The organism is Actinomyces sp. (assembly GCF_030530635.1).
In the GTDB taxonomy this organism is placed as follows: domain Bacteria; phylum Actinomycetota; class Actinomycetes; order Actinomycetales; family Actinomycetaceae; genus Actinomyces.
This window is the reverse complement of the sequence record NZ_JAUMUL010000001.1, coordinates 31840-47644: the sequence shown is the minus strand read 5'-3', so window position 1 is coordinate 47644 and position 15805 is coordinate 31840. Positions and strand designations below refer to the sequence as shown.

Below are 15805 nucleotides of genomic sequence, written 5' to 3'. Positions count from 1 at the left end.
AACACATCGAGCACATTCGCAACATTGACCCCACCATTCCCGTCACTTCTCGGCGACGGCGTCGACGAACCACGAGGTGATGGTCGCCGGATGAGTAATGGCGGTGCCGACCACGACGGCGAAGGCTCCGTGGTCCATGGCCAGCGCGGCCTGGCCGGGGGTGTGTACCCGGCCCTCCACGATGAGCGGCACCCGGGCGATCGGCGCAATCTGGTCGATCAGCTCGACGTCGGGCCCCGCGGTCCTGGGCCGCTCACCGGTGTAACCGGCCAGGGTGGTCCCCAGAATGTCTGCGCCGGCGTCCTGGGCGGCGCGCGCATCGTCCAGGCTGCCGCAGTCCGCCATGACCAGTACACCCGGGCGGGCCGCCTTCAACTCGGTGATCGTCTGCGCCAGGCTGAGCCCGTCCGGCCGGGGCCTGCGGGTGCCGTCCAGGGCGACGATCCCGGCGCCGGTGGCGGCCACCGCGATCGCATGGGTGAGGGTGGGGGTGATGAACACGCCCTCATGGCCGTCCTTCCACAGGCCGATGACCGGCACGTCCACGTGCTGGGTGATCAGGTTCAGGTCTGCCAGGCCCTGGGCGCGTATACCGTCGGCGCCGCCGGCCACGCAGGCCTGGGCGATCTGGTCCATGGTGCGCGGGTCGCGCATGGGCTCACCGGGGTATGCCTGCGCCGAGACGATCAGACCTCCGCGCAGGCGTTCGAGTAGCGGATCTAGGGTGGACACGGATGCCTCCTTAGTGGGGATGCGGTTCATGGCGGCGGCAATCTCTCAACCGTCTGCGTGGCGCAGGGCGGCCTCGTGGGCGGCGCCGACGATTGGCGCGGTCGTGCCCAGGACGGCGGGTCGCAACTCGAGCGCATCCGCCACCGGGGCGACCAGTTCCTGGCGCACGGTCTCGCGCAGCGGCTCCCACCACAGCCGACCGGCGCGGGACAGGCCACCGGAGATGATCACCCGCTCGGGGTCGAGCACGGTGACGACGCCGGCGATCGCCTGCCCGAGGGCGATGGCGGCCTCACGGTACAGCCGACGGGCCGCGGGGTCTCCGGCGACTGCCAGGTGTTCCACCGTCAGGGCGTCGGTGACGTCCTGAGCACCGGTGGCCTCCCGGTAGCGGCGGGCGATCTGCGGACCGGCGGCCACCGCCTCGAGGTGCCCGGGCCGCCCGCAGGTGCACCGCTCCCCCGCAGCCAGGGCGGCGGGCATATGTCCCATCTCACCGGCCAGGAAGTGCGCGCCGTGGTGCACGCGTCCATCCAGAATCACCGCCCCGCCCACCCCGGTGCCAACAGCCACTACCAGCGCGCCGCTCGCGCCCGCTCCGGCCCCGATCCAGGCCTCGCCGGCGGCGTAGGCGTTGACGTCGTTGTCGACGTAGACCGGCGGCGTCCCGCCGTCCGGCCCGTGCAGGCCAGCGGCCTCCAGGCGCCGGGCCACGCCTTTGGCGATGTCGGTGCCGCTCCATGCGGAGATGGCGTCGGTGGCGGACAGCACCGTGCCGCGTTGGGAGTCGATCACACCCGCCGAGCCGATGCCCACCACGAGCGCGCCGTCCCGCGCGCTCGCCGCGGGGCAATCGCCGCCCGCTCCGACGACGCCGCCGATCAATTCGGCGATGGCATCAAGCATGACATCCGGGCCGCAATGAGCGGGCGTGGGCATCTGGCGAACCGGCCCCAGCAGTCTCCCGTCTGCGGCCACCGGCGCGGCGGCGATCTTGGTCCCGCCCACATCCACACCCACCAGCTGCGTGGCCGTGTGCGGGGACCCCGCATTGCGGGGCGCGGTGGTCATCTCAGATCAGCCCCTGCGTGCGGGCAATGGCCAGAACGTCGTCGCGGGCCGCCCCCTCCAGGGCGCGAACCGGGAAGGCCATCTCATTGGTATCGATGGTTCCCTGGGCCGCCATGACCGTCTTGAAGGCGCCGATACCGGTGGCGTCCGCCGAGCGCCCGCGGGGGGCGAAGACGATCTCGAAGCCGGCGCACAGGCCGTCCTGGATACGACGGACCTCCTCCCAGCGCCCGGCGCGCGCGGCTCCCCACATCTCCACATAGGGGCGCGGCTCCACATTGCCATAACCGGGAACGCAGCCGTCGCCTCCCAACAGCAGCATGCCGTCTACGACACACTCATGACCGGTCAGCAGGGCCAGCGGGTGACCGGCGGCCGCGTTGGCGACCACCAGGCGGCGGAAGGCGACGTCGTCGCCGGAGGAGTCCTTCACTCCGGCCAGCACCCCCTCCGCACCCAGGCTCACGAGCATATCCCGATCCAGCTTCTTGCCGTTCAGGCGTACGGGAACGTCGTAGGCCAGCAGGGGCACACCGATGGCGCCCGCAATGGCGCGGAAGTGCTCGGCGGTTTCGGAGGTGTCGTTGATGGCGTAGAAGGGGCAGGTGGCCACGATGGCGTCCACGCCGAGGCCCTCGGCCCGCCTGGCCTGCTCGATGACCCGGCGGGAGGTGGTGTCGATGGCGCCGGCCAGTACGGGCACGCGCCCGTCGGCACTCTCGACGACCGCCGCGGTGACGGTGTCGCGCTGGGAATCGGTCAGATAAGCGACCTCCCCAGAGGAGCCGCCGACGAACAGACCGTGCACGCCGGAGAAGATCAGGTGCTCGACGACGCGACCCAGGGACTCCAGGTCGATCTCGCCGTGCTTGAACGGGGTGACAACCGGCGGAATGACGCCGGTGAAGCGGGTGTCCATGTAATGACGTTCCTTATAGGTGGGTGGCGGTCGGGCGGTGGGGCGGTCAGGTGTCGAGCAGAGAGGGCACGGCGGCCAGCAGGGTGCGGGTGTACTCCTGCTCGGGGTGGGCGAAGATCTCCGCGGTGGTGTTCAGCTCCAGGATCTTCCCGAAGTACATGACGGCGATGCAGTCGGATACGTAGCGGACCGTGTTGATGTCGTGGCTGATAAACACCAGCCCCAGGCCGAGGGCGGCCTTGAGGTCCTGCAGCAGGTTGAGGACCTGGGCGCGCACGGACACGTCCAGGGCACTGGTGGGTTCGTCGGCGACGATGATGTCCGGGTCCAGGGCCAGCGCCCGGGCGATGGCGACCCGCTGACGCTGGCCGCCGGAGATCTGGCGGGGCAGCACCTCCAGGGCGCTGGGCGGCAAACCCACCAGGTGCAGCAGGTCGCGGACCTTGGCCTCCCGCTCACGGGGCGAGCCGATGCCGTGGACGTTGAGCGGATCGATGAGCGTGTCGTGCACGATCATGCGCGGGTTCAGGGCGGTGGCCGGGTCCTGGAAGACCACGGACACCGAGCGGCCCAGCGCCCGCCGATCGGCCGCACCATGCCCGAGGCGGCGGCCCTTGAAGTAGACCTCGCCCCGGGTCAGCGGCTGCAGGCCGGTCATGACGCGGGCAGTGGTGGACTTCCCGCAGCCGGACTCCCCCACCAGCCCCAGCGTCTGACCACGGCGGACCGTAAGGGACACGTCGTTGACGGCGTGGACCGTGTCGGGCCGGAAGAGCTTGCCGGTGCGGGACTTGTGGATGACGTGGGCGTGGCGCAACTCGATTACCGGGTCGGTCTCGGGATTCCAGCCGGAGTACTTGTCGGTGGACATCAGTGGGCCTCCTGGGCGAGGATCGCCTCGAGTTCGGGCGTGATGGCGTAGTAGTGGTCGGCGGCGCCGGCTACCGGCTTAAGCGCCGGCCGGGTGTTCAGGCCGACGTCCGGACGGGACGAACGCGGGGCGAAGCGGTCACCGACCACGAACTCCTGCGGGCTGGGCACGGTTCCGCGCACCTGGTGCAGACGCTTGGAGCCGGCCTCGATGGACAGCACCGCCCCGAGCAGGCCGCGGGTGTACTCGTGCACTGGGTTGCTCAGCAGTTCGGAGGTTGTGGCCTGCTCGACGACCTGCCCGGCATACATGACGGTGATGCGGTGTGCGACCTTGGCCACCAGGGCCAGGTCGTGGCTGACGAAGACCATGGCGAAGCCGAGCTTCTCGCGCAGCTGGTTGAGCAGGTCGATGACCTGCTTCTGGACTGTTACATCCAGGGCGGTGGTGGGCTCGTCGGCGATGACCAGGCTGGGGTCCCGGGTGAGCGCCATGGCGATAAGTACGCGTTGGCGCTGACCGCCTGACAGCTCGTGCGGGTAGCTCTTAAGCGTGCGCACCGGGTCCAGACCCACCAGCTCGAGCAGCTCCTCGGCACTGCGGGTACCGCCCCGCGAGGTCAGCTGCTTCATCTGGGAGCGGATGAGCATGGAGGGGTTCAAGGAGGACAGGGCGTCCTGGTAGATCATGCTCATCTCGTGGCCGCGCAGGGCGTTGTGCTCCTTGGGGCTCAGTTCCAGCAGGTTGCGGCCCTGGAAGCGGATCTGCCCGGTGATGCGTGCACTGGGGGGCAGCAGTCCCATGACCGCCATGGAGGTGATGGACTTCCCGCAGCCGGACTCCCCCACCAGACCCATGGTCTCGCCGGGGCGCACGGAGAAGGACACGCCGTCGACGATGTTGACCTCTCCGTGCTGAGCGGGGAAGGCGATCGAGAGGTCCTCCACCTCCAGCACGGGCGCGGCCTCGGGCGTGGGGTAGGCGAGCCGGTCGTGGCGGGCCAGTTCGGCGGTGCGCAGTGCCTGCAGACGCTCGGCCAGCGGCACTTCCTCGGCGGCGGGCTCCACAACCCCGGTCAGGGCACTCTTCTGCCCGCCAGGAGTGGCGTCCGCAGCGTCGTCGGCGTTCTTCCGCACGGCGTGGCCGGCCTCGTCCCAGGCCTGCTGGGTCTGCATGGCCTCCTCGTCGGCCTCGACGTCCACCTGGGACCGGATGCGTGGGGCGGCCATGGCGTCCGTCAGCCCCTCGGACAGGATGTTCAGGCAAAGGGTGGTTATCAGGATCATCAACCCCGGGAAGAAGGTCGGCCACCAGTGCCCGCTCAGCAGCAGGGCCTTGCCCTCGGAGAGCATATTGCCCCAGGTGGGAGTGTTGACCGCCTTGATGCCGGCGCCGATGAAGGACAACGAGGCCTCGAAGACGATGGCATCGGCCACCAGCACGGTGGCGTAGACCATGATCGGTGCGACGCAGTTGCGCACCACGTGCTTGGCCAGGATCCAGGGCACCCGGGCCCCCATGACCTTGGAGGCCGCCACGTAGTCCTCTCCGAACTGGGCCAGGATGTTCGCGCGCACCACCCGGGTCAGTTGGGGGGTGTAGACGACCGCCGTGGCGACGATGATCACCGTCACCATCGGCATTCCGGAGGCGGCCATGGCCAGAACCAGCACGGCCGCGAGCGCGATACCGGGGAAGGACATGACCACGTCCAGCACGCGCATGACCACCTCGCCGATCCACTTGCGGCTGGTGGCGGCCACAGCACCGAGTACGGCGGCCAGCGCCAGCGCGATGCCGGTGGCGCTCAGGCCCACCACCAGGGAGACTCGGGCCCCGTAGACGGCGCGGGAGAAGATGTCGCGGCCGGTGGCATCGGTGCCGAACAGGTGCGCGGCGGAGGGCGCGACGGCGGGGTCGGAGGAGACGACGTCGCCCACGCCCTCCACATGGGTGACGGTCTGTGTCGATGCCAGACCGGTGGCGCCGGGGTTGTAGGGGGCCACGAGCGGGGCGAAGATCGCCATCAGGGCGATGACGGCCAGGACTAGGACGGCGATCTTGGAGCCGAGCGGCAGGCGCCGCCAGCCCTGGAAGCGCAGACCTGGGGCGGAGACCTTGTCCAGTGTGCGACGGTGTGGCATCAGACGCTCCTGATCCTCGGGTTGACCAGCACGTAGAGCATGTCAACGACGATGTTGATGATGATGAAGGCCAGCGCCACCGTGATGGACACGCCCTGGACGATGTTGACGTCATTGCGGGTGATGCCCTGGAAGATGAGCTGCCCCATCCCCTGAATGTTGAAGATCATCTCGATTACGACGGCGCCGCCCATGGCGTATCCGAGCCGCAGGCCGAGCACCGTGAGCGGGGTGATCAGGGCGTTGCGCAGCACGTTGCGAGCGACGACGACGTGCTTGGGGATGCCTGCGCCGATGGCGGTGCGCACGTAGTCGCGGTCGAGCTCCTCGACCATGGCGGTGCGCACCACGCGGGTGAGAGTACCGGTGTTGGGTACGGCCACGGCCAGGGCGGGCAGGAAGATCTGCCTCACGTAGGCGCCGGGATCCTCACCGAAGGAGACCCATCGGGTGACCACCGATGGGAAGGTGCCGGTGGCGCCGGGGATGTCGCCGAACCATTGGATCAGCAGCAGGGCGAGCCAGAACGAGGGGGTGGCCAGGCACAGGATGGAGATCACCCGGATTAGCTGGTCCGGCCAGGCGTCGCGGTACAGGGCCGCGATCACCCCGAGGATGGTGGCCGCGATGACGGCCAGGAGGATGCCGATGAAGGTCAGCTGCAGGGTGATCGGGAAGGCGTTGGCGACCATGTCGGTGATCTTCACGCCGGTGAAGGTGGTGCCGAGGTCGCCGTGTGCCAGACCCACCAGGTAGTCCCAGAAGCGTTGCAGCAGCGGGTCGTTGAGGTGGTGGGCTTCACGGTACTGCTCGAGCGCCTCCGCCGAGGCGGCCTCCCCCAGCGCCAGGCGCGCAGGATCGGCCGAGGAGAACGACATGACGACGAATACGAGCAGTGTCACGCCCAGCACCATGATCGGCAGCGCCACCAGGCGTCTGCCGATCAGGCGGAGGAGGTTGGACACGGGTGTGCTCCTTTGCTGTGGTCTCGCGTCCGGCCGCACCCCGGTGGGGGGTCGGACGGGCGCCCTCGGGCCGGCTGCCGTGTCGACCCAAGACAATCATCGGTTGTCTGACGTCTGATGTCAAGCGTGCCGGAAGACGTTCCGAACGACGGTGCGCGGCGCCGCAGCCGTGGCCACGACGCCGCGCACCGGGCCGGCGACAGCCGAAGCCGCCGCATTCAGAACATGCTCGACTCTCACTCCGCCTTCGTGCCGACATCGACGAAGGACAGTCCGGTCAGCGCGATCGGCTGGAACCCGACCAGCGCCTCCGAGTCGTAGGCGGTCGGCGACTTGCGGTGGAAGATGGGATACAGCGGGACGTCGGCGGCGATCATGTCGAAGATCTCCTGCCACTTGGCCACCTGTGCATCGCCGTCCAACTGCACCGCCTCATCGAGCGCCGCCTGGATGGCGTTGTAGGAATCCGTTCCCTTCCAGTGCATGCGGCCGTCGGTCCAGGTGTCGCCCGAGTACCACCAGCGCATGAGCAGGTCCGCGTCAGCACCGAAGACCGAGGGATCGCCGGGAGCGATCACCACGTCCCAATCACCCTGCGCGGAGTCGATGAAGGTATAGACGTCGGCGGACTTCTTCTCGTCATAGTTGACGGTGATTCCCAGAGCCTCCAGGTTCTCCCGAATGATGGGACGCACGGAGGCGAACCAGCCATGGTCGGAGCACAGCAGGTTAATGGAGGTGACACCCGCCTCGGCCAGCAGAGACTTCGCCTTGTCGGCGTCATAGGCGTATACGGTGCTCGCCTGCTTGTAGGCGGGGTGTTCCTTGTGCACAAAGGAGGTCGCCGGGGTGGCCAACGTCCCCATACCGGTCTCACAGATCTTCTCGTAGTCAAGGGCGTACATAATCGCCTGCCGCGCCTTCACATCTGACAACCGGGAGTTGTTGAACATGGCGAACAGCAGGGAGAAGCCCTGCTCCGCGGAGACCGCGATCGGAGCCTGCATGGTGGCCAGGTTGGCCACGGGCACGGCGTCGATCGCCTGCACCGTTCCGGAGGTGATCGCATTGGTCCGCGTGGTGTCATCGGGAAGGATCTGCCAGGTCATGGACTTGGCCAGCGCCGGATGCGGGCCGTTGTAGTTGTCGTTGCGCTCGAACACGATGGTCTGGGAGGCGGCGCCGTTGTCGGTCATGGTGTAGGGGCCCGAGCCGACGGGGTTCATGTCGAAGGCGGCGGCGTCGGCCTCGACGGCGGCCTTGGGCACGATCTTGACCACGCTGATGCGCTCGGCGACGAGCGAATAGGGATGCTTGGTGGTGATCGTAACGGTGGTGTCGTCCTTCTTCTTCACCGAGTCGATGAAGCTGATGAACTGGGCATACAAGGAGTTGTTGGCCGGGTCCAGGACCCGCTCGAAGGAGAAGACGACGTCATCGACGGTCACGGCCGTGCCGTCGGAGAACTTGGCACCGTCACGCAATGTCACTTCGTAGGTGGTGTCATTCACCTTTGTGGGCAGATCGGCACCGAGGGCCGCATAGCACTCGCGGGTGGCCGGGTGCAGCTCAGTCAATCCTTCCATCGTGTGCCAGTTGGCCGCGACGGTGAGCGCCGCGGTAGTGGTCACCGGGTCATAGCCGTTGGTACCCAACTCGTAGGAGATGCCGGCAGTGATCACGCCGTCGGAGTCGGAGGCGGCCGCGTTGGCGGCGGGATCATTGGCCGACGTCGCGGCCGAAGAACTGTTCGAGCTGGAACCGCCGCATGCCGCGAGCGCTGCGGTCAGACCTGCGGCCAGCCCCATGGCGGAAGTTAGGCGGATGAAGCCACGACGCGATGCGTGGGGGGATGAGAGCGACATGAATGTCTCCTGAAGTCGGACGTCTGTTGTCTGACGTTGGTATTATGACTGTAGCATCTCATAGGACATCTGATCAATCCCCGGATTGATTGTGGATTATGTGTAACGATGGCCTGGGAAACGGCCCGATCCTCCCTGACCGGGCCGCCGCGCACAAGCAGAACACCGGAACCGGAGCTGGGTGAGGAACGATGACCGTGGCGGAAATGAAGCGGGGCGCCTACGCCTCCACGAGCGAAGCGACGACGCAGACCGCAAGTGCCATGAACTCCATCAAGGACTACATCCTGCAGTCCCATCTGCAGCCTGGAGACCCGCTGCCGACCGAGTCGCAGCTGTGCGAGACCCTGGGAGTCTCCCGCTCCTCCGTGCGGGAGGCCGTGCGCACGCTGGCCGCCTTGGACATCGTGGAGGTGCGTCATGGCCACGGCATGTTCGTGGGGCAGGTATCCATGCGCCCCATGGTCGAGTCCCTCGTATTCCGTGGCCTGCTCAAGCCGGGGGACGATTACCGCAGCCTGCGCGAGGTCGTGGAGGTGCGCCGTACCCTCGACTCCGCCCTCGCGGCAGAGGTAGTGGAGGCGTGGCGGAGCCGCGAGGACACCGAGATCGACGCGGTGGTGGATGAGATGGAGGCGCTGGCGGAACGCGGGGAGACCTTCACCGACCAGGACCGCGGCTTTCACCAGAAGCTGCTGGCCCCCGTTCCGAATCAGCTCTTCGCGCACCTGATGGAGGCCTTCTGGGCGATCCATACGCTGACGGTCCCGATGCTCGACGCCCCGCGCCCGGAGGACATCGTTAAGACCGCCAATGCCCATCGGGCCATGCTGCAGGCGGCCCGCGCCGGAGATACGGAGGCCTACCGCGAGGCGGTGGTGGCCCACTACGAGCCCCTGGTCAACGCCCTCACCCGCTCCTGACCCCCGCCGCCTCTCCCCGCGCCCCCTCGCCGAGATCGGTAGAAGTTACGTACCGAGATCGGTAGAAGTTACGGCTGCGCCGCCCGAGTTCATCATCGAGTTCGCCGTTGAGTTCGCTGCCGGCCCCGCTGTCCGGGGCAGCCGCCGTAATGATCGGGAAGGTCCCCTCCCCCAGCACCCGCGCCAGGTTGACGCTCGGGTCCTCCGGCGCCAGTAGCCGGGTGAACCACGAGAGCCGCGCCGCCTCCAGGCCGTCACGCAGCCAGGTGACATTCACATACTCCATGGCGTGGGTGGCTCCCGGCCACACATGCAGCTCGCAGTCCCCGCCGTCGCGCCACAGGGCGGAGGCGAATGCGACCACCTCGTCCCGGAAGGTCTCTGCGGCAGCCACGGACAGGAACACCGGTGGTAGCCCGGCCAGGGCGCTCGGCCGGTCGACGGCACGGCCGGCCGCCTCATACGCGCTTACCGCCGCTCCGCCACGCCGACCGGGGAGGATCTGCTCCCAGGCCCAGTTGTTCCAGTGCGCCGGCCACAGCCCGTCGTCGGGGTACTGGCGGGCCGACGGCGGCTCCACCGCGCCGTCGGGGCCGGCAAGTCCAGTGCGGTCATCCAGCATCGGGTAGTCGAGCAGGTAGCCCAGCGCCCGGGGCCCGCCGTGGTCCCGGGCGGCCAGCGCCAGGCAGGCGGCCAGTCCCCCGCCGCCGCTGGGCCCGACGACGACGATGCGCCCCGGGTCCGCCCCGTAGTCCGCGGCGTGCTCGGCGGCCCAGGTCAGCGCGGCCAGGCAGTCCTCCCCCGCGGCCGGTGCGGGGTACTCCGGCGCCAGGCGGTACTCCGGGGCGAGGACGACGCCGCCGAAGCGCCGCGCCCAGGCGGTCGGGGCGGCCAGGTCGTCGAAGCGGCAGCCGATCACCCGCCCGCCGCCGTGGATGGACAGCAGTAGCGGGGCGCCGGGCTGCACCACGCCGTCGGGCGGGAGTACCACCGTCAAGGCCATGGTGGTCCCGTCGTCGCGAGTGAGAGCCTCCTCGTGCAGGCGCACGTCCGGGCAGGCGGCCAGGTAGGCGGCGCGGCGCTGAGCGACCGGGATGCGACGGGAGGCGAGCGTGGCATCGTTCAGCGGCGGAAGTCCGCCGGCGGCCTTGATGCGCTCTAGCACTAGCGCAGTGGCGGGCTCGTAGGGCGGGCGGCACGGCGACGACGTCATGGGCGGAGAGTACGCATGCCGAGGCGACTTGAATCCCCCCGGATGCCCACACGGCGGTCACGATTTCCGCTCGTGTGGCCGGTGCCGGAACAATGGGGGCGACCCACTCCCGAGCGCATTGGAGATCCGTATGGCCCTGGGCTCCCACCCCGCCGCGCAACCGTCCCGTTCCACGGCCGCTGAAGCATCCGCAGCCCCCGCCGCCAAACACCCCGTGGACCAGGTGCCGCCGGCCGGGCGCCTGGCGGTCCTGGGCGTCCAGCATGTGCTGGCCTTCTACGCCGGCGCCGTCATCGTGCCGCTGGTGATCTCGCAGGGCCTGGGGCTCGATACGGAGACCACCGTTCACCTGATCAACGCCGATCTGCTGACCTGCGGCATCGCCACGATCATCCAGTCGGCGGGCCTGGGCCCAAAGATCGGCGTGCGGTTGCCGCTGATCCAGGGCGTGACATTCACCGCCGTCTCTCCGTTGATTGCCATCGGCATGGCCGCCTCGGGCGGGGCCGGCGGCACGGCGGGGCTGCCCACCATGTACGGCTCAATCATCGCCGCCGGCGTCCTGACCTTCATCGCCGCACCCTGGTTCGCGCGCCTGCTGCGCTTCTTCCCACCGGTGGTGACCGGCACGCTACTGACCGTCATGGGAACCACCCTGATGAGCGTGTCCGCCGGCGACATCGTCTCCCTGGGCGCCAACGCCCCCGACGGCGTCTCCGCGGCCGCCGTCAACGCGCTCACCTTGCGCGGGTTGGGCTACGCCGTGCTGACGATTGCGCTGATCGTGGCGGTGCAGCGCATCTTCAAGGGGTTCATGGCGACTATCTCGGTGCTGATCGGCCTGGTGGCGGCCACCGCGGTTGCCGTGGCGCTAGGCGATGCGGACTTCTCCGAGGTCGCTCAAGCCGCACCACTGGGCGTGACCACACCCTTCTACTTCGGCATCCCGCAGTTCTCCGCCGCCGGGATCCTGTCGATGCTGATCGTCATGGCGGTCACCGCCGTGGAGACCACCGGCGATGTCTTCGCCACCGGTGAGGTGGTAGGAAAGCGCATCACTCCGGCGCATATCGCCGCCGCCTTGCGCGCTGATGGGCTATCGACCCTGCTGGGCGGGGTGCTGAACTCCTTCCCCTACACCTGCTTCGCCCAGAACGTGGGCCTGGTACGGCTGACCCGGGTCAAGTCCCGCTGGGTGGTGACGGTGGCCGGGGTGATCATGATCGCGTTGGGGCTGCTTCCCAAGGCGGGCGCCGTCGTCGCCGCGATCCCGACGCCGGTTATCGGCGGGGCCAGCCTGGCCATGTTCGCGTCGGTGGCGGTGGTTGGCATCCAGACATTGGGGAAGGTGGACCTGCGCGACAACCGCAACGCGGTGATCGCCTCCACGTCGATCGGACTGGCCCTGCTGGTCACCTTCAAGCCGGACATCTCCGCGAGCATGCCCGCCTGGCTGCAGATCATCTTCGGTTCGGGCGTGACCATCGGGGCGCTTTCGGCCGTGGCGCTGAATCTGCTGTTCTTCCATGTGGGTCGCCGAAGCAGCGAGGATGTCGCCGTCGTCGCAGGGCGGACGGTGAGTCTGGAGGAGGTCAACGCCATGGACCGGGAGGAGTTCGTGGCCACGCTGGGCGGGCTGTACGACGGCGCCGCCTGGCCGGCGGAGCGCGCCTGGGAGCAGCGGCCCTTCGGCTCGACGTCGCGGCTGCGGCAGGCGCTGGAGGATGCGGTTCTGGCAGCGTCGCCCGCCGAGCAGGAGGCGCTGGTGGCCGGGTACACGGATGTGGTGGACCTGCTGCTCTCGCGCGAGGACGGGGGGCAGGCGCATCTGGACACGGCCTCCCTGGCCCTGGAGGAGTTCGACGACGCCGAGGCCGCCGAGCTGCGCGGCCTGGCTGCCGCCTACCGGGAGCGTTTCGGGCGTCCACTGGTGATGTGCGTGGCGCGGGTGGCCAACCGCGCCCAGCTGGTGGCGCGCGGCTGGCAGCGGGTGGAGTCCTCCCCCGCCCGGGAGGCGCGGGTGGCGCTGGGCGAGGTGATCGACATCGCCGACGAGCGCTTCGACGTGATGATCGCCGACGCCAACCCGATCCGCTCGGCCTGGGCCCGCAAATTCGAGCAATTGGGCTGAGCGGCATCCACGAGGTACGTCGTACAGAGAGTCGAATCTGCCCTGCGGGACGGCCGGCGCCTTATACGCGGGGAATTGTCGGCTCTACCGGTCTGAGGGTGTGGAGGTTGGGCGGTGTTTGGGCTGTGTAGCTGTTTTCGGTTCGGTCGTCCGACCCGCGCCAGGGCCTACTTGGGCCGTCCTAGACATACTCTCAGGCGGTCCGACCGGCCCAGGGCGTGGGGCTCTGCACCAAGATGATCCACCTCGCCGCTGAAGTACACGTCTGGTGTCTCACCGGCGAGGCGGATTGCCGCAATCCCTCCAGGGGCTTCGCTGTCGTTCGACTGCACGCTCAGCCGAGCGGGAGGCACACCTCGGTCACGAGCTGGTCGGCAGGAACCGCGTCCGGCGTCGTGAGGTAGATGTTGAACGACTTGCCCGCCAGGGAGTCGTCGGCCGGCGGCGTCAGTCCCTCGGCGGCGATTCGGGTTGCCAGCCGGTCATGGGCCCCGGTGATCTGGTCGTACGGCCCGACGACGTGGGCCACGAGGCAGTCCCGAGCCGGAAGGTCGTGGACCTGTAAAGGCGCCCCGGCCGTGGTCCCGGACGCGACCGGTAGGAAGATCTCCTCGTCGACGTCGTGCTCGGTGTACTCGGCGTCGTGCTCGATCACTCCACACGGACCAATGGGCGTGATGCCCTGCCGGGTGATCTCGGGCATCATGCGGGCCCAGAGGAGATGCTCGTCGGCGTAGGTCGGGATGACGTCGCGCAGGGATACGATGGTCATGGCCGCGATGGTGCGGCGCTCGACGGTAATGGACATGCTGGTTTCTCCTTCGATGAGGTGAGAGATGAGAGCCAGCCGAGCCTGGGCGGCGCGCGTCTCCTCGATGACGGTCTCGCGCTGGAGCTCCAGCGCAGCCGACCATGCCGGGGTGCCGCGGGCGGCGAGCAGGGCGGAGATGGCGGAGACGCCGAACCCGACATCGCGCAGGTTCCGGATGTCCACGGCGTCGCGCAGCTGATGCGGCGCATAGCGGCGGTATCCCGTCCACGGGTCGACGTCGGCGGGCACGAGCACGCCGTGAGCGTCGTAGTGGCGCAGCATGCGTACCGACAGGCGAGTCAATGAGCTGAACTCGCCGATCGTCATGAGGCTCGTGGTCTCGGCCATGGCTCCACCATGGGCCCTCACACCGTGTCAGGGTCAACCCGAAGGGTCGTCGGTGTGAGCGCGGTGCTTGTAACTCGAGTCGTGGTTAGCGCCGCGCGACAGAGTCCGGGCGGAGGCCGTAGGGGCGTGGACCACCCGACGCCGCCGCCCCTATATTCCCCCGGCGTCTACAACACCATGACCCACAACAGCTAGTCAGCAACTACCGGAACCAGATACAGCACCCTTCACAAAACCCAGAGTTCGACAGGGGACGCGACCGTCGTGTTCAAAGCCGGTAGCCGGATCGACATCAAGGGATGACACCACCAGGCCAAGATCCCTTGTCGCCGCGACGGCCTCCCCATAATCCACGGCCACGCATGTCAAAATCTAGCCATGCAGAACTTTACCAAGGTGGACCCACGTGCCCTAATCTCCGCAGGATTCAACAAAGCCCTCATCCTCCAGCAGCCACGCGCTCAGGCCAACATCGCCCGGCTACGCCGTGTCCACCCAGACAAGACTCCCCAAGAACTCATCTCATACATCAACAAGTGGTACCTCGGGACAGTGACGGCCTCCGGTACCGGGGCAGGAACGGCTGCCGTCGTTCCCAACGGAGTAGCCCAGGCCTCGGCCGCAGGCCTAGATCTCGTGACCTACCTTGAAGCGTCAGTCTTTTACATCCTCTGCTTGGCCGAGATCCACGACCTCGATCTAGAAGATCTGGAGCGTCGCAAGATGCTCGTCACCGCAGTCCTATTCGGCAACTCCGCATCCTCCAAGCTTCTCGACAAGGTCATCGGACGAACCGCGCCATACTGGGGCAAGAAGCTCGTCGAAGCGCTCCCTATGGAAGCCGTGAAGCAAGCCAACAAGATCCTGGGGCCACGCTTTGTCACCAAGTGGGGCGCCAAGACCGGCATCCTAGTCCTCGGCAAGCAAGTCCCCCTCATGATCGGGGCAGCCATCGGCGGCGGAGGAAACCTTCTGTTCGGATCCTTCGTCATCAAAGCAGGCTATACAATCCTCGGCCCTGCACCGTAGACATGGGCCGAACCACCACACGACGATGCCAGTCAGAGCAGTACACCAGCCGACATCATCATCGAACCCGAGTTCAGCGAGACCCAGGGCAACGACCTACTGACATAGGAACCCAGGTCCTAGCGTCCGCCGGGGCCTGTCCCACCATTCGAAAAGCCACCCGCCAACGAAACAGCCCAACTCTCGCGCGCCTCAAAACACTCTGACTAGGGGTTTTGGCTCAGAAAACGAACTCTCACACGCAGGATCGAAGCCGGCCACGAGCGCAAAAAACCTGCTGGCGCGTGACCGCGTCTGCGCCAGCAGGTTCTTGGTGGAGATGCGGGGAATCGAACCCCGGTCCGACGGTGGTGCAACAGGACTTCTCCGGGTGCAGTTCGCTGCTATTTTTCTCGGCCCCGGCGTCTCACGCGAACAAGGACGCCGACGGGCTCAGCCACCTTGAAGTCCCGAGACCCCCGGTGGCGTAGGGCCTCAGCAGTGGCTTCCTAGATGACGCCAGGAACCGGGGCGGAAGCTCCCCCGGGCTGACGGACTTCGAGGCTCGCCTCAGGCGGCGAGGGCGAAGTCGGTGCGAGTGTTATCGGCACCTATTGGTTCGCACAGAGCGTTGACGAGATGACTGTGCATCCTCGACCCGCTTCTCCTGAATCCACGACCGTCGTCGAAACCGATCATCCCCTGTTGAATTATCCCCGCCCGGCACGCCGCGCGGGAACCCACTGAAACTTCAGCACCTCAAGGATACCAGCGCCGGCTGCAGCGACTGCGAGACCTTCGCCA

Annotated in this window: 12 protein-coding genes and 1 other RNA gene; 3 read left to right on the top strand and 10 right to left on the bottom strand. The window is 67.8% G+C overall.

The features are described 5' to 3' along the window. Window positions 1-42: 42 nt before the first annotated feature. The 7 genes from Q4A20_RS00200 to Q4A20_RS00170 all read right to left on the bottom strand — a co-directional run bounded on the left by Q4A20_RS00200 (window position 43) and on the right by Q4A20_RS00170 (window position 8567). Window positions 43-762: an N-acetylmannosamine-6-phosphate 2-epimerase gene (locus Q4A20_RS00200; protein ID WP_303118747.1), complete on the bottom strand. Its 720-nt coding sequence runs from the start codon at window positions 760-762 to the stop codon at window positions 43-45. A 15-nt stretch (window positions 763-777) separates the two neighbouring features. After that, complete coding sequence (locus Q4A20_RS00195) at window positions 778-1803, bottom strand: ROK family protein (RefSeq protein WP_303118744.1); 1026 nt, start codon at window positions 1801-1803, stop codon at window positions 778-780. Between the two features lies 1 nt (window position 1804). Further along, complete coding sequence (locus Q4A20_RS00190) at window positions 1805-2722, bottom strand: dihydrodipicolinate synthase family protein (RefSeq protein ID WP_303118742.1); 918 nt, start codon at window positions 2720-2722, stop codon at window positions 1805-1807. A gap of 46 nt (window positions 2723-2768) precedes the next feature. After that, window positions 2769-3593, bottom strand: a complete 825-nt coding sequence (locus Q4A20_RS00185; RefSeq protein WP_303118739.1) for an ATP-binding cassette domain-containing protein — start codon at window positions 3591-3593, stop codon at window positions 2769-2771. Further along, window positions 3593-5737, bottom strand: a complete 2145-nt coding sequence (locus tag Q4A20_RS00180) for a dipeptide/oligopeptide/nickel ABC transporter permease/ATP-binding protein (protein WP_303118736.1) — start codon at window positions 5735-5737, stop codon at window positions 3593-3595. The genes Q4A20_RS00185 and Q4A20_RS00180 overlap by 1 nt, the downstream gene beginning before the upstream one ends. After that, the gene (locus tag Q4A20_RS00175; RefSeq protein ID WP_303118734.1) at window positions 5737-6702 is read right to left on the bottom strand and encodes an ABC transporter permease; all 966 of its coding nucleotides are present in this window, start codon (window positions 6700-6702) and stop codon (window positions 5737-5739) included. Before Q4A20_RS00175 ends, Q4A20_RS00180 begins: the two co-directional genes overlap by 1 nt. Window positions 6703-6938: 236 nt before the next feature. Next, entirely contained in the window at window positions 6939-8567 is a 1629-nt protein-coding gene (locus tag Q4A20_RS00170) for an ABC transporter substrate-binding protein (RefSeq protein ID WP_303118731.1), read from the bottom strand. Window positions 8568-8758: 191 nt separating this feature from the next. Here Q4A20_RS00170 and Q4A20_RS00165 point away from each other — a divergent pair, with 191 nt between their 5' ends. After that, a complete protein-coding gene (locus Q4A20_RS00165) occupies window positions 8759-9490 on the top strand; it encodes a FadR/GntR family transcriptional regulator (RefSeq protein WP_303118730.1) in 732 nt (243 codons plus the stop codon). Here the strand turns inward: Q4A20_RS00165 and Q4A20_RS00160 are convergent. Continuing rightward, on the bottom strand, window positions 9477-10703 hold the full coding sequence (locus Q4A20_RS00160) for an alpha/beta hydrolase fold domain-containing protein (RefSeq protein ID WP_303118727.1): 1227 nt from the start codon (window positions 10701-10703) through the stop codon (window positions 9477-9479). The genes Q4A20_RS00165 and Q4A20_RS00160 overlap by 14 nt on opposite strands. A 130-nt stretch (window positions 10704-10833) precedes the next feature. Between Q4A20_RS00160 and Q4A20_RS00155 the strand changes: the two genes are divergently transcribed. Next, entirely contained in the window at window positions 10834-12834 is a 2001-nt protein-coding gene (locus Q4A20_RS00155) for a solute carrier family 23 protein (RefSeq protein WP_303118725.1), read from the top strand. 334 nt (window positions 12835-13168) lie between these two features. On the opposite strand, the gene Q4A20_RS00150 is transcribed toward Q4A20_RS00155, so the two are convergent. Then, on the bottom strand, window positions 13169-13993 hold the full coding sequence (locus Q4A20_RS00150) for a MerR family transcriptional regulator (protein WP_303118723.1): 825 nt from the start codon (window positions 13991-13993) through the stop codon (window positions 13169-13171). A 378-nt stretch (window positions 13994-14371) separates the two neighbouring features. On the opposite strand from Q4A20_RS00150, the gene Q4A20_RS00145 reads away from it, so the two are divergent. Continuing rightward, entirely contained in the window at window positions 14372-15022 is a 651-nt protein-coding gene (locus Q4A20_RS00145; RefSeq protein WP_303118720.1) for a hypothetical protein, read from the top strand. 311 nt (window positions 15023-15333) lie between these two features. On the opposite strand, the gene ssrA is transcribed toward Q4A20_RS00145, so the two are convergent. Then, window positions 15334-15704, bottom strand: a transfer-messenger RNA (tmRNA) gene (ssrA, locus tag Q4A20_RS00140). Between the last annotated feature and the right edge of the window lie 101 nt (window positions 15705-15805).